Source organism: Tepidimonas sp. HKU78 (assembly GCF_049860815.1).
In the GTDB taxonomy this organism is placed as follows: domain Bacteria; phylum Pseudomonadota; class Gammaproteobacteria; order Burkholderiales; family Burkholderiaceae_C; genus Tepidimonas.
In genome coordinates this window covers 733,025-750,815 of record NZ_CP187547.1, presented here as the reverse complement: position 1 = coordinate 750,815, position 17,791 = coordinate 733,025, and the positions used below count along the sequence as shown (strand labels likewise).

19 protein-coding genes are annotated in these 17,791 nt (G+C 69.0%); 17 read left to right on the top strand and 2 right to left on the bottom strand.

Annotated elements, in window-relative coordinates; all coding sequences use genetic code 11:
• Window positions 1-31: 31 nt before the first annotated feature.
• Together ACPYIS_RS03695 and ACPYIS_RS03690 are read left to right on the top strand one after the other, a co-directional pair.
• Entirely contained in the window at window positions 32-1,009 is a 978-nt protein-coding gene (locus tag ACPYIS_RS03695; RefSeq protein WP_424860041.1) for a ParB/RepB/Spo0J family partition protein, read from the top strand.
• Window positions 1,006-1,842: a class I SAM-dependent methyltransferase gene (locus tag ACPYIS_RS03690; RefSeq protein WP_424895061.1), complete on the top strand. Its 837-nt coding sequence runs from the start codon at window positions 1,006-1,008 to the stop codon at window positions 1,840-1,842. The genes ACPYIS_RS03695 and ACPYIS_RS03690 overlap by 4 nt, the downstream gene beginning before the upstream one ends.
• On the opposite strand, the gene ACPYIS_RS03685 is transcribed toward ACPYIS_RS03690, so the two are convergent.
• Both ACPYIS_RS03685 and ACPYIS_RS03680 read right to left on the bottom strand, forming a co-directional pair.
• Window positions 1,773-2,387 (bottom strand): GGDEF domain-containing protein, encoded by a 615-nt coding sequence (locus ACPYIS_RS03685; RefSeq protein ID WP_424895062.1) that lies wholly within the window; start codon window positions 2,385-2,387, stop codon window positions 1,773-1,775. The genes ACPYIS_RS03690 and ACPYIS_RS03685 overlap by 70 nt on opposite strands.
• A 213-nt stretch (window positions 2,388-2,600) precedes the next feature.
• Entirely contained in the window at window positions 2,601-4,025 is a 1,425-nt protein-coding gene (locus ACPYIS_RS03680; RefSeq protein ID WP_424860045.1) for an FAD-binding oxidoreductase, read from the bottom strand.
• A gap of 102 nt (window positions 4,026-4,127) precedes the next feature.
• Between ACPYIS_RS03680 and ACPYIS_RS03675 the strand changes: the two genes are divergently transcribed.
• The 15 genes from ACPYIS_RS03675 to ACPYIS_RS03605 all read left to right on the top strand — a co-directional run bounded on the left by ACPYIS_RS03675 (window position 4,128) and on the right by ACPYIS_RS03605 (window position 17,781).
• Window positions 4,128-4,691: a cob(I)yrinic acid a,c-diamide adenosyltransferase gene (locus ACPYIS_RS03675; RefSeq protein ID WP_424895063.1), complete on the top strand. Its 564-nt coding sequence runs from the start codon at window positions 4,128-4,130 to the stop codon at window positions 4,689-4,691.
• Between the two features lie 191 nt (window positions 4,692-4,882).
• A complete protein-coding gene (gene flhD / locus ACPYIS_RS03670) occupies window positions 4,883-5,251 on the top strand; it encodes a flagellar transcriptional regulator FlhD (RefSeq protein WP_299020289.1) in 369 nt (122 codons plus the stop codon).
• A 64-nt stretch (window positions 5,252-5,315) separates the two neighbouring features.
• Window positions 5,316-5,876, top strand: coding sequence for a flagellar transcriptional regulator FlhC (gene flhC, locus ACPYIS_RS03665; RefSeq protein WP_424895064.1), 561 nt, complete (start codon window positions 5,316-5,318; stop codon window positions 5,874-5,876).
• A complete protein-coding gene (paaX, locus tag ACPYIS_RS03660) occupies window positions 5,863-6,954 on the top strand; it encodes a phenylacetic acid degradation operon negative regulatory protein PaaX (protein WP_424895065.1) in 1,092 nt (363 codons plus the stop codon). Before flhC ends, paaX begins: the two co-directional genes overlap by 14 nt.
• A 109-nt stretch (window positions 6,955-7,063) precedes the next feature.
• Complete coding sequence (paaI, locus tag ACPYIS_RS03655) at window positions 7,064-7,549, top strand: hydroxyphenylacetyl-CoA thioesterase PaaI (protein ID WP_299020283.1); 486 nt, start codon at window positions 7,064-7,066, stop codon at window positions 7,547-7,549.
• Window positions 7,550-7,587: 38 nt separating this feature from the next.
• Window positions 7,588-8,913: a phenylacetate--CoA ligase PaaK gene (paaK, locus tag ACPYIS_RS03650; RefSeq protein ID WP_299020281.1), complete on the top strand. Its 1,326-nt coding sequence runs from the start codon at window positions 7,588-7,590 to the stop codon at window positions 8,911-8,913.
• Window positions 8,914-8,938: 25 nt separating this feature from the next.
• Entirely contained in the window at window positions 8,939-9,946 is a 1,008-nt protein-coding gene (gene paaA, locus ACPYIS_RS03645; RefSeq protein ID WP_299020279.1) for a 1,2-phenylacetyl-CoA epoxidase subunit PaaA, read from the top strand.
• Between the two features lie 47 nt (window positions 9,947-9,993).
• Window positions 9,994-10,332 (top strand): 1,2-phenylacetyl-CoA epoxidase subunit PaaB, encoded by a 339-nt coding sequence (gene paaB, locus ACPYIS_RS03640; protein WP_299020277.1) that lies wholly within the window; start codon window positions 9,994-9,996, stop codon window positions 10,330-10,332.
• Window positions 10,332-11,132, top strand: coding sequence for a 1,2-phenylacetyl-CoA epoxidase subunit PaaC (paaC, locus tag ACPYIS_RS03635; RefSeq protein WP_424860049.1), 801 nt, complete (start codon window positions 10,332-10,334; stop codon window positions 11,130-11,132). Before paaB ends, paaC begins: the two co-directional genes overlap by 1 nt.
• A gap of 10 nt (window positions 11,133-11,142) precedes the next feature.
• Window positions 11,143-11,697: a 1,2-phenylacetyl-CoA epoxidase subunit PaaD gene (gene paaD, locus ACPYIS_RS03630; protein ID WP_299021695.1), complete on the top strand. Its 555-nt coding sequence runs from the start codon at window positions 11,143-11,145 to the stop codon at window positions 11,695-11,697.
• Window positions 11,698-11,723: 26 nt separating this feature from the next.
• On the top strand, window positions 11,724-12,821 hold the full coding sequence (gene paaE, locus ACPYIS_RS03625) for a 1,2-phenylacetyl-CoA epoxidase subunit PaaE (protein ID WP_424895066.1): 1,098 nt from the start codon (window positions 11,724-11,726) through the stop codon (window positions 12,819-12,821).
• Between the two features lie 43 nt (window positions 12,822-12,864).
• Window positions 12,865-14,013, top strand: coding sequence for an ABC transporter substrate-binding protein (locus ACPYIS_RS03620; protein WP_424895067.1), 1,149 nt, complete (start codon window positions 12,865-12,867; stop codon window positions 14,011-14,013).
• 104 nt (window positions 14,014-14,117) lie between these two features.
• Window positions 14,118-15,143 carry a branched-chain amino acid ABC transporter permease gene (locus tag ACPYIS_RS03615; RefSeq protein WP_424860051.1) on the top strand — a complete coding sequence of 342 codons (1,026 nt, stop codon included), beginning with the start codon at window positions 14,118-14,120 and terminating at the stop codon, window positions 15,141-15,143.
• Window positions 15,140-17,023: an ABC transporter permease subunit gene (locus ACPYIS_RS03610; RefSeq protein ID WP_424895068.1), complete on the top strand. Its 1,884-nt coding sequence runs from the start codon at window positions 15,140-15,142 to the stop codon at window positions 17,021-17,023. The genes ACPYIS_RS03615 and ACPYIS_RS03610 overlap by 4 nt, the downstream gene beginning before the upstream one ends.
• Complete coding sequence (locus ACPYIS_RS03605; protein WP_299021716.1) at window positions 17,020-17,781, top strand: ABC transporter ATP-binding protein; 762 nt, start codon at window positions 17,020-17,022, stop codon at window positions 17,779-17,781. Before ACPYIS_RS03610 ends, ACPYIS_RS03605 begins: the two co-directional genes overlap by 4 nt.
• Window positions 17,782-17,791 lie beyond the last annotated feature (10 nt).

Here is a 17,791-nt window from a genome sequence, read left to right as displayed (position 1 = left end):
GCGGACACGAGGAAAACGAGAGGATAGATCGATGATCCAGAAAAAACCCAAAGGGCTGGGGCGCGGACTGGAGGTGCTGCTGGGCCCGTCGGTCGACGCCGAGGCGCCCGACGCGCCGCGCGAGCTGCGCCTGTGCGATCTGGTGCCCGGTGCGTATCAGCCGCGCACGCGCATGGACGAGGGCGCGCTGTACGAGCTGGCCGAGAGCATTCGCGCGCAGGGTGTGATGCAGCCGGTGTTGGTGCGCCGGTTGGCGGACGACGTTGGTGCGCAGCGGCTGGCGGCATGGCACGCCAGCCCAGCCGGGCGTGCTTTTGCCGAGGGCGCGCCCCCGGGCGAGCGCCCAGTGTACGAAATCATCGCCGGTGAGCGCCGCTTTCGCGCCGCGCGCCTGGCCGGGCTGGATAGCGTGCCGGTGCTGGTGCGCGAGGTGCCAGACGAAGCGGCGGCCGCGATGGCGCTGATCGAAAACATCCAGCGCGAAGACCTGAATCCACTGGAGGAGGCGCAAGGGCTGCAGCGCTTGATCAAGGAGTTTGGGCTGACGCACGAGCAGGCTGCGCAAGCGGTGGGCCGCTCCCGCAGCGCGGCCACCAACCTGCTGCGCCTGCTGCAATTGGCCGAGCCGGTGCAGACCATGTTGATGGCGGGCGACCTGGACATGGGCCACGCGCGCGCGCTGCTGAGCCTGGATCGGGCCAGCCAGATCACCGCGGCCCACCAGATCGCGGCCAAAGGGCTGTCGGTGCGCGAGGCCGAGTCGCTCGTCAAGCGCCTGGCGGCTGAATTTGCCCTCACGCCCCCGCGCCCCAAGGCCGAAAAATCGCGCGACGTGCGCCGGGTGGAGGAGGAGTTGTCCGAGCTGCTGGCGGCCGAGGTAGAGGTGCGCATCAAGAAGCGCGTCAAGCGCCACGGCCGGGTGCAGGAGCAAGGCGAGTTGGCCATCGCGTTCGGCTCGCTCGACGAGCTCAACGGGCTGATCGAGCGCCTGCGCGCGCTGCAGCCGTGACAGCGCCGCGCCGCAACGCCACCCATCGAGCGCCCCCCGAGGCGGCGCGCGACCGCTGGCCACTGCCTGCGCTGGCCTTGTGGGCCGCGGCCTGGGCGGCTTTCGTCGCGCTGCGGGTCGGCCTGCAGCGCCCCCCGGCCGAAGCGTTCGGCATCGTCGTCCTGTTGTCGGTGTTGTGGGCCATCCGCCGCGGCGGCACGGCCGTGCGGCGCGTCATCATGGCGCTGGGTTTTCCGCTGTCGTGGGTGCTGGCCGCCGGCCTGGTGCCCACGCCGCCGGTGTGGGCGTGGGCCGTGCTGGCGCTGGCGTTGCTGGCGCTGTACCCACTGCGCAACTGGCGCGACGCGCCGCTGTATCCGACGCCGCCCGGCGCGCTCGATGGCTTGCGCGAGGCGGTCTGGTTGGCGCCGCGCGCGCGCGTGCTGGATGCCGGCTGCGGCACCGGGGATGGGCTGCGCGCCCTAGAGCGCGCCTATCCCGATGCCGAGTTGACCGGTATCGAGCGCGCGTGGCCGCTGGTATGGTTGGCGCGGGCGCGCGCGCCCGTCGGTGCCCGGGTGCGCCAGGGCGATCTGTGGGCTGAAGATTGGTCGGGCTACGATTTGGTGTATCTGTTTCAGCGGCCCGAGACGATGCCGCGCGCAGCGGCCAAGGCGGCGGCCGAAATGCAGCCTGGCGCGTGGCTGGTGAGCCTGGAGTTTGCCGTGCCCGATTGGGCGCCGACCGTGGTCTGGCGCTGCCCTGACGGTCGGCCGGTGTGGGCCTACCGCATGACCGAGGACGGCTCTCCGGCCGCCTCGGTCGCGGAGGTCTCGCCCGCGCAGACCACCTGATTGCGCCCGGCGCGCTTGGCCCGGTAGCAGGCGTCGTCGGCGGCTTTGAGCACCCGTGACCAGTCGTCGTCTGCCGTGTGGCCCGCATCGAAGGCGGCCACACCGATGCTGGCGCCCAAGACAAAGCGCCGACCGCCCCACTCGAACCCCAAGCCCGCAATGGCGTCGCGCAGGCGCTCGGCCACGGCGACGGCCTGCGCCGCGTCGCGCCGATGCAACAGAATGGCGAACTCGTCGCCGCCCAGGCGCGCCACGGCGTCCTGCGGGCGCACATGGTCACGCATGAGGGCTGCGATGCGCCGCAACGCGGCGTCTCCGGCGTCGTGACCGGCTTCGTCGTTGATCGGCTTGAAGCGGTCCAGGTCGATCAGCAGCAGGGCGTGCACCTCGCCGGGCTGCGCCGTACGCCGCCACTGCTGCTGTGCGCATTCGAAGCCGCGCCGGTTGAGCAGCCCGGTCAGCGCATCGGTGTGGGCCGCACGATCGGCGTGCTCGGGCTCAGTGCGCAGCACGTCTTCGGCGCGCCGGATCACCCGCGCCACCACGAAGCCCGCTGCTAGGCCGAAGCCAAAGTGCGAGTTGGGAGGCGGGCAACCAGCGCTCGACGACCGCCTCGAACGCGTGCCCGATGTCACGTACCCGTTCCACGCCACGCGCGATGAGCAGCGCCTGCGCCATCGTGGTCAAGACGAGGATCCAGGTGGCGATGACGCTGGTGCGCCAAGCGCGTCGCGGGGAATGGACCAGTCCGTGCGCACTCACATTAGGAGCACCTTGCCCGGATTCAAGATATCGTGCGGGTCGAGCGCGGCCTTGATGGCGCGCATGACCGCGAGCGCCCCGTCGCCGGCCTCGGCATGCAGAAAGGCCATTTTGTGCAAGCCCACGCCGTGCTCGCCGGTGCAGGTGCCGCCGCTGGCCAGGGCGCGCTGGACCAGCGCCTGGTTCAGGCGCTCGGCGGTGGCGCGCTCGGCCGGGTCGTTGGGGTCGATCAGGTAGCCCATGTGGAAGTTGCCGTCCCCCACGTGCCCGACCATGAAATACGGCAGTCCGGCGGCGTCAGCCTCGGCCACGGCGGCCAGCACGTTGTCGGCCAGCCGGCTGATGGGCACGCAGGCGTCGGTGGTGATGGCGCGGCAGCCCGGGCGGCTTTGCACGCCAGCAAAGTAGGCGTTGTGGCGCGCCGTCCACAGCCGCGTGCGTTCCTCGGGGGTGGTGGCCCACTCGAAGGCCTGTCCCCCGTACTCGTCGGCGATCGCCTGTACCGCCTCGGCCTGCTCGCGCACACCGCTGGGTGAGCCGTGAAATTCCATCAGCAGCATCGGCTCCTCACGCAGGCCCAGCTTGCTGTGCGCATTGACGGCGCGTACCGTGCGCGCGTCGAGCAGCTCACAGCGCGCGATCGGGATGCCCATCTGGATGATGGCGATGGTGGTGCGCACGGCCGCCTCGATGCTGGGGAAGGAGCAGATGGCGGCCGAGACGGCCTCGGGCAAGGGATACAGCCGCACGGTGATTTGCGTCAGGATGCCCAGCGTGCCTTCGCTGCCGACGAACAGGCGCGTCAGGTCGTAGCCCGCGCTGCTCTTGCGCGCGCGCGTGCCGGTGTGGATGACCTCGCCACTGGCGGTGACGACCTCCAAGGCCAACACGTTTTCGCGCATGGTTCCATAGCGCACGGCGTTGGTGCCGCTGGCGCGCGTGGCGGCCATGCCGCCGATCGACGCATCCGCCCCCGGGTCGATGGGGAAGAACAGGCCCAGGTGCTTGACCGCGTCGTTGAGTTGTTTGCGCGTCACGCCAGGCTGGACGGTGGCGGTTAGGTCTTCGGGCTGCACGGCCAGTACCTGGTTCATGCGGCTCACATCCAGGCTGATGCCGCCTTGCACCGCGAGCAGGTGCCCCTCCAGTGAGGAGCCCACGCCAAACGGGATGACCGGCACGCGCCACGCGGCCGCGATGCGCACCGCGTCGGCCACGTCCTGGGTGGATTCGGCAAACACCACGGCAGCGGGCGGCGGGATGTGGGTGTAGGCCGACTCGTCGCGGCCGTGCTGCTCGCGCACCGCCAGCGCAGTCGAGCAGCGCGCGCCAAAGCGCGCTTGCAGCGCGGCCAAGGCGTCGGGCGGCAGCGGCCGCTCGCGCACCTCGGGCAGCAGGGGGGTGGTCAGCGGAGCGTTCATGGGGGGTCTCCTGCGGGGCGGAACGCGGGCCTCGGCGTCGTTGCCGATAATGAGTGGATTATCGGCGCCCCGCGCGCCCTGTCGCTACTGGAGGAACCCCGCATGGGCAACCGTCTCACGCAAATCGCGACCCGCACCGGCGACGCCGGCACCACGGGGCTCGGCAACAACCAGCGCGTCAGCAAGGCCAGCCTGCGCGTGCACGCCATGGGCGACGTGGACGAGCTCAATTCCCACATCGGGGTGCTGCTGTGCGAGGCCATGCCGGCCGATGTGCGCGAGCTGCTGGTCGAGATCCAGCACCAGCTCTTCAACCTGGGCGGGGAGCTGAGCATCCCGGGCTACGAGCTGCTTCAGCCCGAGGCCGTGGCGGCGCTGGATGCGGCGCTGGAGCGCTACAACGCGCAGCTGCCGCGGCTGCGCGAGTTCATCTTGCCCGCTGGCACGCGCGCGGCTGCCCTGGCGCACGTGTGCCGCACCGTGGCGCGGCGCGCCGAGCGCAGCGTGGTGGCACTGGGCAACGAGGAGGCCATCGGCGACGCACTGCGTCAGTACCTCAATCGGCTCAGTGACCTGATGTTCGTGCTGGCGCGCGTGCTCAATAGGGTCGACGGTGGCGACGACGTGTACTGGAAGAGCGAACGCCTGGCGCGTGGTGACGATTGATGGTGTGCGTCCGACGTGCGTGTCGGTATTTGCCTGACACGCCGTCGCCGACGCGCTGACCGCGCGAACAGACACCTTCGGATTCAAGGAAAGCAGGGCGGTTTTCACAATCCTTTTCAACGAACCAACGCTCCCGGGCTGTGCTAAACCCTGATGCCCGGCAAGCGCCAACCCTGAAAAGGAGTGCTGCCATGACCGCTACCGCCGCCGCTACCCACACCCTCGATGCCGAGCGCGAGCAACTGCTGGCCGAAATCCGCGAGGCGAACCTGACCTATCTGATGCTGGCGCAGCGCCTCATCCGTGCCGACAAGGCGGAGGCGACGTTCCGCCTGGGCTTGAGCGAAACGGCGGCCGATTTGATCGCGGCGCTCACCCCCGCGCAAATCGTCAAGCTGGCCAGCCACAACACGCTGCTGTGCCGCTTCCAGGACGCCGACGACATCGTGTGGAAGTTGCTGACCAGTAGCCACGCCCCCCAGCGCTCGGTGGGCGAGGCTGCCCAGCGCCTGCACGCCAGCATCCTGATGGCCGGTCGGCTGGCCGACACCGCGGCCTGATCCGCCTGCGGCCGCCTTCGCTGAATTGCCCAAGCACCTGCTACCCCCAATGTTGGAGCCTGCCATGACCACCGCCACCGCCAAATCCGCCTCCAAGAGCATCGTCAGCGAAAGCCGCGACATCGAGCGCGCCATCGAGCTCATCGGCCTGGGCGCGCGGCTGCAGGTGCTGGAGAGCGAAACGAACCTGTCGTACGAAAAGCTGCTGCGCCTGTACAAGGAAGTCACGGGGCGTTCGCCCAGCAAGGGGCAGCTGCCGTTTTCCACCGATTATTTCTTGCAGTGGCAGCCCAACATCCACGCGTCGCTGTTCGAAAACATCCGTCAGTCGCTCATCAAGACCGTGGCGCTGGACGACATCGACGCCGTGATGAAGGCGTACCGCCTGTACGCCGAACAGATGCAGGTGTGCGGACTGGAGCCGCTGCTGAGCTTCACGCGCGCGTGGCGGCTGGCGCGCTTCATGGATGCGGGCATGCTGGTGCGCACCCGCTGCACATGCTGTCGCGGGCACTTCGTCGCCGACCCGTACATCAATACCCGCCACTACGTCTGTGGCCTGTGCAAGCCACCGGCGCGTGCTGGCAAGGGACGCGCTGACGGCGCCCTGCGTGCCGACGCGTGATGCCTGGCTGGGCGCGCCGGCGTCGAGGCAGCGCCGCTGGCGCTACCATTGGGGCATGACGCTCACCCGGCCTCTGTCCGTGTCTACTGCCGCCGCGCCGGTCGACGACGGCGCCACTGGCTCGCCGCTGCAGGCGCGCATCGAGGCCTTTGCCCGCCAGGGGCGTGTGCAGGCGGGCTCGCTCATCGTCTCGGTGTTTGGCGACGCGGTGCTGCCGCGCGGGGCGCGGCTGTGGTTGGGCAGTCTGATCCGGCTGCTCGAACCGCTCGGGGTCAACGAGCGCCTGGTGCGCACCGCCGTCTACCGCTTGGTGCAAGAGGGGTGGCTGACCACGCAGGCCCGCGGGCGCCGCACCGACTACATGCTGACCGAGGCCGGTCGTGTGCGCTTCGAGGAAGCCTCGCGCCAGATCTACGCGGCCCGGGCGCCCCGCTGGGACTTACGCTGGCGCTTGCTCCTGTTGACGGGTACCTTGCCGGCGCGCGAGCGCGAGCGGCTGCGTCGCTCGCTGTACTGGCAGGGCTACGGCGAGCTTCCGGGCAGCGTGTTCGTGCACCCGAGTGCCGACCTCACAGCGACGCTGGAGGCGCTGCAGGCCGACGGCTTGGGCAGACACCGCGCCCACGTGCTGCCGCTGCGTGCCGAGCGCCTGCCCCTGCGTGGCACGGCCCCGGATCGCGATCTGGTACGCCAGGCGTGGAATCTAGACGCGCTCGCGCAGGCCTATGTGACCTTCGTCGCGCGCTACGAGCCCATCGGTGCCGAGGTGCAGGCGCACGGTGAGCCACCGCCCGAGCGCGCGTTTCTGGGACGCACGCTGCTCATCCACGACTGGCGCCGTTTGCTGCTGCGCGACCCGCAGTTGCCCGAAGAACTGCTGCCGCGCGACTGGCCCGGAGAGCGCGCGCGCCAGGTCTGCCGCCGCTTGTACCGGCTGCTGCTGGCGCCGGCCGAACGCCACCTGGACGCGCACCTGCGCCTGGCCGACGGCCACGCGCCCGCCGCCGCCCCGTGGCTGTGGCAGCGCTTCGAGCCGCTCGACGACGAGTGCTCGCTCGGCGCGCCCCGGCTGGGCTGAGCCGCTTTCACCAACCCTGCGATGGAGCGCATCGGGAAAACCCTGATGCGCTGCCGCGCGCTTTGCATGATACTGAAACACGTCACAACGCACTTGTTTTTGTATCACGATGAATCCGCAGCGCGACGCCCCCCCCACCGATCCGCAGGCCCTGGCCGAGGCGGTCGCGGCCGCGATGTGGTCGCGCGACCACGCCACGCAGGCGCTGGGCATGCGGCTGGAGGTCATCGCGCCCGGCCGCGCGGTGCTGTCGATGCCGGTGCGGCGCGACATGGTCAACGGCCATGCCCTGTGCCATGGCGGCCTGATCTTCACGCTCGCCGACAGCGCCTTTGCCTACGCCTGCAACAGCTACAACCACAACACGGTGGCGTCGGCCTGTCACATCGATTTTTTGGCTCCAGCGCGCGAGGGCGACGTGCTGGAGGCCGAGGCCGAGGAGCGCTCGCTGGCCGGGCGCACCGGCGTGTACGACATCACGGTGCGCGTGCGCGGTGGCAAGACGGTGGCGCTGTTTCGCGGCAAAAGCTACCGCATTGGCGGTGAGGTGATCGCGGGCTTGCAGCCGACCGCAGCACAACCCAGCCGGGACTGAACGCCACCGAACCGACCCCCAGCAGAGGAGACCCGACCATGCCCGTCAAAGCCCCGCGCCCCGGTGACCTGGAGCCGATCGAGACCGCCAGCCGCGACGAGATTGCGGCGCTGCAACTGCAGCGCCTGCAGTGGAGCGTGCGTCACGCGTACGAGCACGTGCCGCACTACCGCGCCAAGTTCGACGCCGCGGGCGTGCACCCCGACGATTTGCGCACGCTGGCCGACTTGGCCAAATTCCCGTTCACCACCAAGGCCGACTTGCGCGACAACTACCCGTTCGGCCTGTTTGCCGTGCCGCGCGAGCAGGTGGTGCGCGTGCACGCCTCGTCGGGGACGACGGGCAAGCCCACCGTGGTCGGCTACACCCAGCGTGACATCGACACCTGGGCGCAGCTGGTGGCGCGCTCCATTCGCGCCGCCGGTGGCCGCCCGGGCGACATCGTGCACGTCGCGTATGGCTACGGGCTGTTCACCGGCGGTCTGGGCGCGCACTATGGCGCGGAGCGGCTGGGCTGCACCGTGATTCCGATGTCCGGCGGCCAAACCGAGCGGCAGGTGCAGCTCATCCTGGACTTCAAGCCCGACATCATCATGGTCACGCCGTCGTATTCCCTCGTGATTGCCGAGGAGTTTGAGCGGTTGGGCATTGGCCCCGACGAGATTTCGCTCAAAGTCGGCATCTTCGGCGCCGAGCCCTGGGGCGAGGGCATGCGCGCCGAAATCGAGCGCAAGCTGGGGCTGGACGCCATCGACATCTACGGCTTGTCGGAGGTCATGGGCCCCGGCGTGGCCAACGAGTGCATCGAAACCAAGGACGGGCCGGTGATTTGGGAAGACCACTTCTACCCCGAAATCATCGACCCCGACACGGGCGAGGTGCTGCCCGATGGCGAGGAGGGCGAGTTGGTCTTTACCTCACTGACCAAGGAGGCGATGCCCGTCATCCGCTACCGCACGCGCGATCGCACCCGGCTGCTGCCGCCCACGGCGCGGTCGTTTCGCCGCATGGGCAAGATCACTGGGCGCACCGACGACATGATCATCCTGCGCGGCGTGAATGTCTTTCCGACGCAGATCGAGGAGCAGATCCTGCGCGACCCGCAACTGTCGGGCAACTACCTGCTGGTGCTCACCCGCGAGGGGCATCTGGACCATCTGGAGGTGCGCTGCGAATTGCAGCGGGCGGCCAGCGGTCGGCTCAGCGATGCCGAGCGCGCCGCCATCGGCCGCGAGCTGCAGCACCGCATCAAGACCTTCATTGGCGTGAGCACGCGCGTCACCGTGCTCGATGCCGACACGCTGCCCCGCACCCAGACCGGCAAGGCCCGCCGGGTGCAGGACGAACGCCCCCGCGTCATCTGACGCCGCCGCCACCGGAGAGACTGCCATGTACACGCAAGCCCTGAGCATCCCCGACCCAAGCGCCAAGGTCCAGCCGATTCAGCCGGACGAACCGGCGGACAAGCTCGAGGCCTTTCAGGCCCGCATCGACGCCGACGGCCGCATCGAGCCGCAGGACTGGATGCCCGAGGCATATCGCAAAACGCTGATTCGCCAGATCAGCCAGCACGCGCACAGCGAGGTCGTGGGCATGCTGCCGGAGGGCAACTGGATCACGCGCGCGCCGAGCCTCAAGCGCAAGGCCATCCTGCTGGCCAAGGTGCAAGACGAAGGCGGCCACGGCCTGTACCTGTACTCGGCCGCCGAGACGCTGGGTGTGAGCCGCGCCGAGCTGATCGAGCAGTTGCTCACCGGTCGCGCCAAATACAGCTCGATCTTCAACTACCCGACGCTGAACTGGGCCGACGTGGGCGTGATCGGCTGGCTGGTCGACGGCGCTGCGATCATGAACCAGATTCCGCTGTGCCGTTGCAGCTACGGGCCGTATGCGCGCGCGATGATTCGCATCTGCAAAGAGGAGAGCTTTCACCAGCGCCAAGGCTACGAGCTGCTGCTGACCATGATGCGCGGTTCGCAAGCGCAGCGCGACATGGTGCAAGACGCGGTGAACCGCTGGTGGTGGAAGTGCCTGGCGATGTTTGGCCCCCCGGACAGCGCCAGTGTGCACAGCGAGCAGAGCATGCGCTGGGGCATCAAACGCATCAGCAACGACGAGTTGCGGCAAAAGTTCGTCGACGCCACCGTGCCGCAGGCGGAGGTGCTGGGCGTGACGCTGCCCGATCCCAAGCTCAAGTGGAACCCCGAGCGCGGACACTACGACTTCGGCGAAATCGACTGGGAAGAGTTCTGGCAGACCGTCAATGGCCACGGCCCTTGCAACAAGGAGCGCCTGGGCACCCGCATCAAGGCACACGAGGACGGCGCCTGGGTGCGCGAGGGCGCGCTGGCGCACGCGCGCAAGCAGCGCGAGCGTGCGCTGCGGGCGGCGGCCTGAGCGGCCGCACCCGCCGTCATCGACCCGAGCGAGGAAAGGAACCACCGATGAGCAACCCCGCCACCCCTGAGGGCGCGAACGCGCCCACCAAAGCCACCCCGGCGCTGAAGGACTGGCCGCTGTGGGAAGTCTTCGTGCGCAGCAAACAGGGCTTGGAGCACAAGCACTGTGGCAGCCTGCACGCCGCCGACGCCGAGCATGCGCTGCAGATGGCGCGCGACATCTACACCCGCCGCCAGGAGGGGGTGAGCATCTGGGTCGTGCCCTCCAGCGCCATCGTGGCCAGCCGCCCGTCGGACAAGGGCGAGTTTTTCGAGCCTGCGGCGGACAAGATCTACCGTCACCCGACCTTCTACGAGATCCCGGACGAAGTGGGGCACATGTGATGAACGCCGTCGCGATCGACAACGCGCTCGTGGACTACCTGCTGCACCTGGGGGACAACGCCTTGGTGCTGGGGCAGCGCAACAGCCAGTGGTGCGGGGTGGGCCCCGTGCTGGAAGAAGATCTGGCGCTGACCAACCAGACGCTGGACCTGATCGGCCAGGCGCGCCTGCTGTATCAAGAGGCGGCGCGCCTGCAAGGGGGCGATGCCACCGAAGACACGCTGGCGTACTTCCGCGACGCGCCCGACTTTCGCAACTATGTGCTGCTGGAGCTGCCCGCCAGCCTGCCGCGTGTCGGGTATGCGCAGGGCGACATGGACTGGGGCGTGACGCTGGCGCGCAACTTTCTCTACAGCGCGCTGATGGTGCCGCTGTGGGAGGCGCTGCAAGCGTCGGCGCACGCGCCGCTGGCGGCCATCGCCGCCAAATCGCTCAAGGAAGCGCGCTACCACCTGCGCCACGCCAGCGAATGGGTGGTGCGGCTGGGGGATGGCACCGACGTGTCGCACGCGCGCATGCAGGCCGCGTTCGACCATCTGATGCCGTACACGCAGGAGTTCTGGACCGATAGCGACCTCGAGCAGGCGGCCGTCGAGGCCGGTGTTGGCGTGCATCCGACCCAGGTGCGGGACGTCTGGCGTGCCACCGTCGAGGCCACGCTGCAGGAGGCGACGCTGCGCGTGCCGAGCGACGTGGGCTATGTGCCGCAGGGCAAGCAAGGGCTGCATTCCGAGCATCTGAGCTACCTGCTGGGTGAGATGCAGTGCGTTGCGCGCGCCCATCCGGGCGCGGTCTGGTGAGGGTGGCGTGATGACTACCGCGGTCGCTCCCGTCGCTCCCGGGGTGCTCGCCCGTGTGCGCGCGGCGCTCGACGCGCTGACCGACCCCGAAATCCCCGTCGTCACGCTGGCGGAGATGGGTATCTTGCGCGACGTGCGGCCGGCCGCCGACGACCCGTCATTGGTCGAAGTGGTGATCACGCCCACCTACAGCGGCTGTCCGGCCATGGCGCAGATCGCCAATGATGTGCGCGCCACGCTACAACGCTTGGGCGTGCCCGCGCGCGTGACGACGCAGCTGGCCCCGGCCTGGACCACCGACTGGATGAGCGATGCCGCGCGCGAAAAACTGCGCGCCTACGGCATCGCGCCCCCCGGCCGCTGTGGCGTTGACGGCGCGGGCACGGGTGCGACGGCGAGCGAGCACGTCGTGCGCCTGGTGCCCCGCGCGCCCGAGCCCGTCGCGTGCCCGCGCTGCGGCTCGACCCACACGCGCGAAGTCTCGCGCTTCGGCTCCACGGCGTGCAAGGCACTGTACCAGTGTCTCGATTGCCGCGAGCCGTTCGACCATTTCAAGCCCCATTGACCCCTTTAACGACTGCCGAGGGTGGCATGAGCGTTGCCCAATTCCATGAACTCACCGTCAAGCGTGTCAGCCCTGAGGCCGCAGGATCGGTCGCGGTCGCGTTCGACATTCCGCCCGCGCTGCGCGAGACCTTTCGTTTCGAGCCGGGCCAGTACCTGACGCTGCGCACCCGCCTGGACGGCGAGGAGCTGCGCCGCAACTATTCCATCTGCTGTCCGCGCTCGCGCCTGGCGCGCGAGGGCGAGCTGGAAATCGGCATCCGTCCGGTGCAGGGGGGACGGTTTTCCAACTGGGCGGCCACCCAGTTGCGCCCGGGCCAGCGCCTGGAGGTGATGCCGCCGCAAGGGCGCTTTACCGTGCAGCGCCCGCGCGCCTTGCACCGCGTGGGTTTTGCGGCCGGCTCGGGCATCACGCCCATTTTGTCGATCGCCGCCAGCACGCTGGAAGAGCAGCCGCAGGCCAAGTTCACGCTGGTCTACGGCAACCGGCGCACCGCCACCATCATGTTCAACGAGGCGCTGCAGGACCTGAAGGATCGTTACCCGGATCGCTTCACCATGATCCACGTGCTATCGCGCCAGGCGCAAGAGGTCGATCTGCTGCAAGGGCGGCTCGATGGCCCCAAGGTACGCGCCATCATGGACGCCCTGCTGCCCGCCGCCAGCATGGACGAGGTGTTCATCTGCGGCCCCGAGGCCATGATCGAGGCCACCGAGCAGGCGTTGCTCGCCGCCGGGGTGCCGCCGCAGCGCATCCACACCGAGCGCTTCACCACCGGTGCCGCGCAGGCCGCCAAGGTGCAGGCCGACATCGACGCCGCGGGCCAGCGCCGCCCGCAGCACACCGCGGCGCACGCCACCATCGTGCTCGACGGCAAGCAGCACGAGGTGCCGATCGCCGCTGGTGAGGCCGTGCTCGACGCCGCACTGGAGGCGGGGCTCGATTTGCCGTATTCGTGCAAGGGCGGCGTGTGCAGCACTTGCCGCGCGCGGGTATTGGAGGGCCGCGTGACCATGGACAAGAACTTCGGCTTGACCGATGATGAGGTGGCGCGCGGCTTCGTGCTGACCTGCCAGGCGCACGCCGCCACCGAGCGGCTGGTGCTGAGTTTCGACGAGCGCTGATACCCGACCGTTTTGACCCCACCCCAACCAGAGGAGACCTCCCATGCTTTTGCCCAAACGCTTGTTGACCCTGCTGGCTGCCGTCGGCCTGTCAGCGGCCGCCTGGGCCGACATCAACGTCGGCGTCACCGTCTCGGCCACCGGCCCCGCGGCCTCGCTGGGCATCCCCGAGAAAAATACCTTCAGCCTGCTGCCCAAAACCATCGCCGGACAGAAGGTCAATTACATCATCCTCGACGACGCGAGTGACACCACCGCGGCCGTCACCAACACGCGCAAGCTCATCAGCGAGAACAAAGTCGACATCGTCATCGGCTCGACCATCACGCCCAACTCGTTGGCCATGATCGACGTGGTCGCGGAGGCGCAGGTGCCCATGATCTCGATGGCTGCGTCGGCGCGCATCGTCGAGCCGGTCGACGCCAAGCGGCGTTGGGTGTTCAAGACACCGCAAAACGACATCCAAATGGCGCTGGCGATCGCCAGCCACATGGCCGACAACGGCGTGCGCACGGTGGGTTTCATCGGCTTTGCCGACGCGTATGGCGAGGGCTGGTATCAGGAGTTCGTCAAGGCCGCAGGTTTGAAGAAACTGCAGATCGTGGCCAACGAGCGCTACAACCGCGCCGACACGTCGGTGACGGGCCAGGTGCTCAAGATCGTCGCGGCACGCCCGGATGCCGTGCTGATCGCGGGCTCGGGCACGCCGGCCGCGCTGCCGCAAAAGACGCTCAAGGAGCGCGGCTACGGCGGCAAGATCTACCAGACGCACGGCGTGGCCAACAACGACTTCCTGCGCGTGTGCGGCAAAGACTGCGAGGGCACCTTCCTGCCCGCAGGCCCGGTGCTGGTGGCGGAGCAGTTGCCCAACGACCACCCGGTCAAGAAATCGGCGCTGGCCTATGTTCAGGCGTATGAGGCCGCCTATGGCAAGGGAACGGTCAGCACGTTTGGTGGCCATGCCTGGGATGCCGGCTTGCTGCTGGCCGCGGCGGCGCCCGAAGCGCTGAAAAAAGCCCAGCCCGGCACCCCGGCCTTCCGCGCCGCCCTGCGCGATGCGCTGGAAAACGTCAAGAACGTGGCCGGCGCGCACGGCATCTTCAACATGTCGCCCACCGACCACCTGGGGCTGGACCAGCGTGCCCGTGTCATGGTCAAGGTGGAAAACGGGACCTGGAAGTACCAGCCCTGACGCTCGCCGGCCGCGCCGGGCGCGCGCCACGCGTCCGGTGCGGCCCTCCTCGTTATCGCTGACCAAGCCGACGCCGCGCGCGTCCGGTGGTGGGGTATGACCGCATGGATGGGCAAATCGCGCTCTTTCTGGCACAAGACGGCATCATCAATGGCGCCATCTACGCGCTCATGGCGCTGGCGTTGGTGCTGGTGTTTTCCGTCACGCGGGTGATCTTCGTGCCGCAGGGCGAACTCGTGGCCTACGGCGCGCTGACGATGGCGGTGCTGCAGGCCGGCGGCACCCCGGCCACGCTGTGGCTGCTGTGGACGCTGGCGGCCGTGACGCTGGTGCTGGAGCTGTGGCGCCTGCAGCGCGGTGCGGCGGTGGACTGGTGGTCTACCGCCTTGTGGTGCGGGGTGTTGCCCGTGCTGGCAGCGCTGGCGGTGTGGTGGCGGCCGGAGTCGCTGCTGGGCAAGGCGCTGACCGTGCTGTTGGTCGTCACACCACTGGGGCCACTGATTTACCGCCTCGCGTTTCGGCCGCTGGCGCACGCCACGGTGCTGGTGCTGCTGATCGTGTCGGTGGCGCTGCACGGTGTGCTCATGGGGCTGGGGTTGTGGTTTTTCGGTGCCGAAGGCTCGCGCACGCCAGCGTTTTCCGAGGCGCGCTTCGAGCTGGGCGGCATTCCCGTCAGTGGCCAGTCACTGGTCGTGCTGGGGGTGACGGTCGCATTGGTGGGGGCGATGTTCGTTTTCTTCGAACGCACGCTGCTGGGCAAGGCGCTGCGGGCCACCGCCATCAATCGCGTCGGCGCCCGCCTGATGGGCATCCCGACCGAGCTCTCGGGCGACGTGAGCTTTGCGCTGGCGGCGCTCATCGGCGCGGTCTCGGGCCTGCTCATCGCGCCCATCACCACGATCTACTACGACACCGGTTTTCTGATTGGCCTCAAGGGGTTCGTGGCCGCCATCATCGGCGGGCTGGCCAGCTACCCCGTGGCGCTGCTGGGGGCGGTGCTGGTGGGGCAGCTCGAGGCCTTTGCGTCCTTTTGGGCCAGCGCGTTCAAGGAGGTGCTGGTGTTCACGCTGATCATTCCGGTGCTGCTGTGGCGTTCGCTGCGCAGCCACCATGTGGAGGATGAGGAATGAGTGCGCCCCAGTCCACCACGACCACCACCGGCGCGTCGGTGCCGACGTCCGCGCCTCTGCTCACCCCGCGCCGGGTCACGGTCGGCTTCGTGCTCGCGCTGGCCGCCGCTTGGGGAGCGCTGCCCGACTTCACGGTCACGCTGCTCAACTACATCGGTCTGCACGCGCTGGTCGCGCTGGGGCTGGTGCTGCTGACCGGGGTCGGGGGCATGACCTCGTTTGGCCAAGCCGCGTTCGTCGGGTTGGGCGCCTACGCCACCGCCTGGGTGTGCACCGCGCCCGAGGTGGCGGCGGCGTTGTCGGGCGTGCCTGCCGAGGCGCTGCCCTGGGTCGGGCTGGCGCTGGGCTTGGTGCTCACGCTCCTGGTGGCGTGGGGGTTGGGGGCGGTCACGCTGCGCCTGGGCGGGCACTACCTGCCGCTGGCCACCATCGCCTGGGGCTTGAGCCTGTATTTTTTGTTCGGCAACCTCGCGTTTCTGGGGGGGCACACCGGGCTGACCGGCATTCCGCCGCTGACGGTGATGGGTTGGTCGCTGGCCGACCCGCGGGCGCTCGGGATCGTCATTTGGGCGGTGCTGTTGCTGGCGATTTGGGCGGCGCACAACCTGCTCGACTCGCGTCAGGGGCGCGCCATCCGTGCCCTCAAGGGCGGGCGCCTGATGGCCGAGTCGATGGGCGTGGATACCGCATGCCAGCGCATCCGGGTGTTCGTGCTGGCGGCGCTGCTCGCCGCCCTGTCGGGCTGGCTCTACGCGCACCTGCAGCGCTTCGTCAACCCGACGCCGTTCAACCTCAACATCGGCATCGAATACCTGTTCATGGCCGTGGTCGGCGGATCGGGCCACCTGTGGGGCGCGGTGCTGGGCGCGACCCTGATTGCGCTGCTCAAAGAGCAGTTGCAGGACTGGCTGCCCAAGTTGTTTGGCATGAGCGGCAATTTCGAAATCATCGTCTTTGGCCTGCTGATGATGCTGGTGCTGCAGCGCTACGCCGACGGGCTGTGGCCGACGCTCGCCGGTTGGGCGCAGCGCCTGGGGGTGCGGCCGACACCGCGGCGGCTTCCTGCGCCCACGGCCTTGCCGAGCCGGGCACTGCCGCCGCCCGGCACCGTGCTCATCGAGGCGCGCGAGGTAACCAAGCGCTTCGGTGGCCTGGTGGCCAACGCGCAGGTCTCGCTCGATGTGCGCGCCGGCGAGGTGCACGCGTTGATCGGCCCCAACGGCGCGGGCAAGAGTACGTTTTTCAACATGATCTCGGGCGTGGACGATCCGACCGAGGGCGAGGTGCGACTGTTGGGCGAGCCGATGACGGGGCAGCCCTCGCGGGCCTTCGCCGCGCGCGGGCTGGGCCGCACGTTTCAACACGTGCGGCTGTTGGGTCAGCGCAGCGTGCTCGACAACGTGGCGCTGGGTGCCCATCTGCGGGGCCGAAGCGGTTGGCTGGCGAGCATGCTGCGTCTGGATCGGCGTGAGGAGGCCGCGTTGCTGGCCGAGGCGATGCGCCAGATCGAGCGCTGCGGCTTGGCCGAGCATGCGGAGACACCGGCCGGCTCGCTGCCGCTGGGGCAGCAGCGCATCGTCGAGATTGCGCGCGCGCTGGCGGGGCAGCCTGCGCTGCTGTTGCTCGACGAGCCGGCAGCCGGCCTGCGCCATTTGGAGAAGCAGGCGCTGGCGCGCCTGCTCGACCAGTTGCGCCGTGAGGGCCTCGGCATCCTGATCGTGGAGCACGATATGGAATTCGTCATGAACCTGGCCGACCGCATCACGGTGCTGGACTTTGGTACCGTGATCGCGCGTGGCACCCCGGCCGAGGTGCAGCGCGACCCGCGCGTATTGGCGGCCTATCTGGGTGACGATCTGCCCGCGGGAGATGCCGCATGACCGCGCTCAGGACCCCACTGTTGCAGCTGCGCGGCTTTTGCGTGTCCTACGGCCCGGTAGAGGCGCTGCACCAGGTGGACCTGGATGTGCACGAGGGCGAGATCGTTACCGTCATTGGCCCCAACGGTGCGGGCAAGACCACGCTGCTCAATGCCGCGATGGGGCTGCTGCCTTCGCGCGGCACGCTGGCCGTCGAGGGTACGGTGGTGTCCCGCCCCAGCGTCGAGCGCATGGTCGCGCGCCAAGTGGCGCTGGTGCCCGAAAAGCGCGAGTTGTTTGGCGAGATGTCGGTCGAGGACAACCTACTGCTGGGCGGATTCGCGCGCTGGCGCCGTGGCGACCGCACCCAGCGCGAGCGCATGGAAGAGGTGTTTGCCATCTTCCCGCGCCTGCGCGAGCGCCGTGCCCAGATGGCAGCCACGTTGTCGGGTGGGGAGCGCCAGATGCTGGCCATCGGCCGTGCGTTGATGGCCAAGCCGCGGCTGCTGATGCTCGACGAGCCCTCGCTGGGGCTGGCGCCGTTGATCGTGCGCGAGGTGCTCAGCACCGTCGCGCGTCTGCGCGAGGTGGGTGTGTCGGTGCTGCTGATCGAGCAAAACGCGCGCGCGGCGCTGCAGATCGCCGACCGGGGCTACGTGCTCGAGATGGGCGCCGTGGCGCTACAAGGCGACGCGGAGGACCTGTTGCACGACCGCCGCATCATCGAAACCTATCTCGGACTCGGTGGCCAGCGCGCCGCCGCGCCCGCCGCTTCCTGAACCTTTCGTT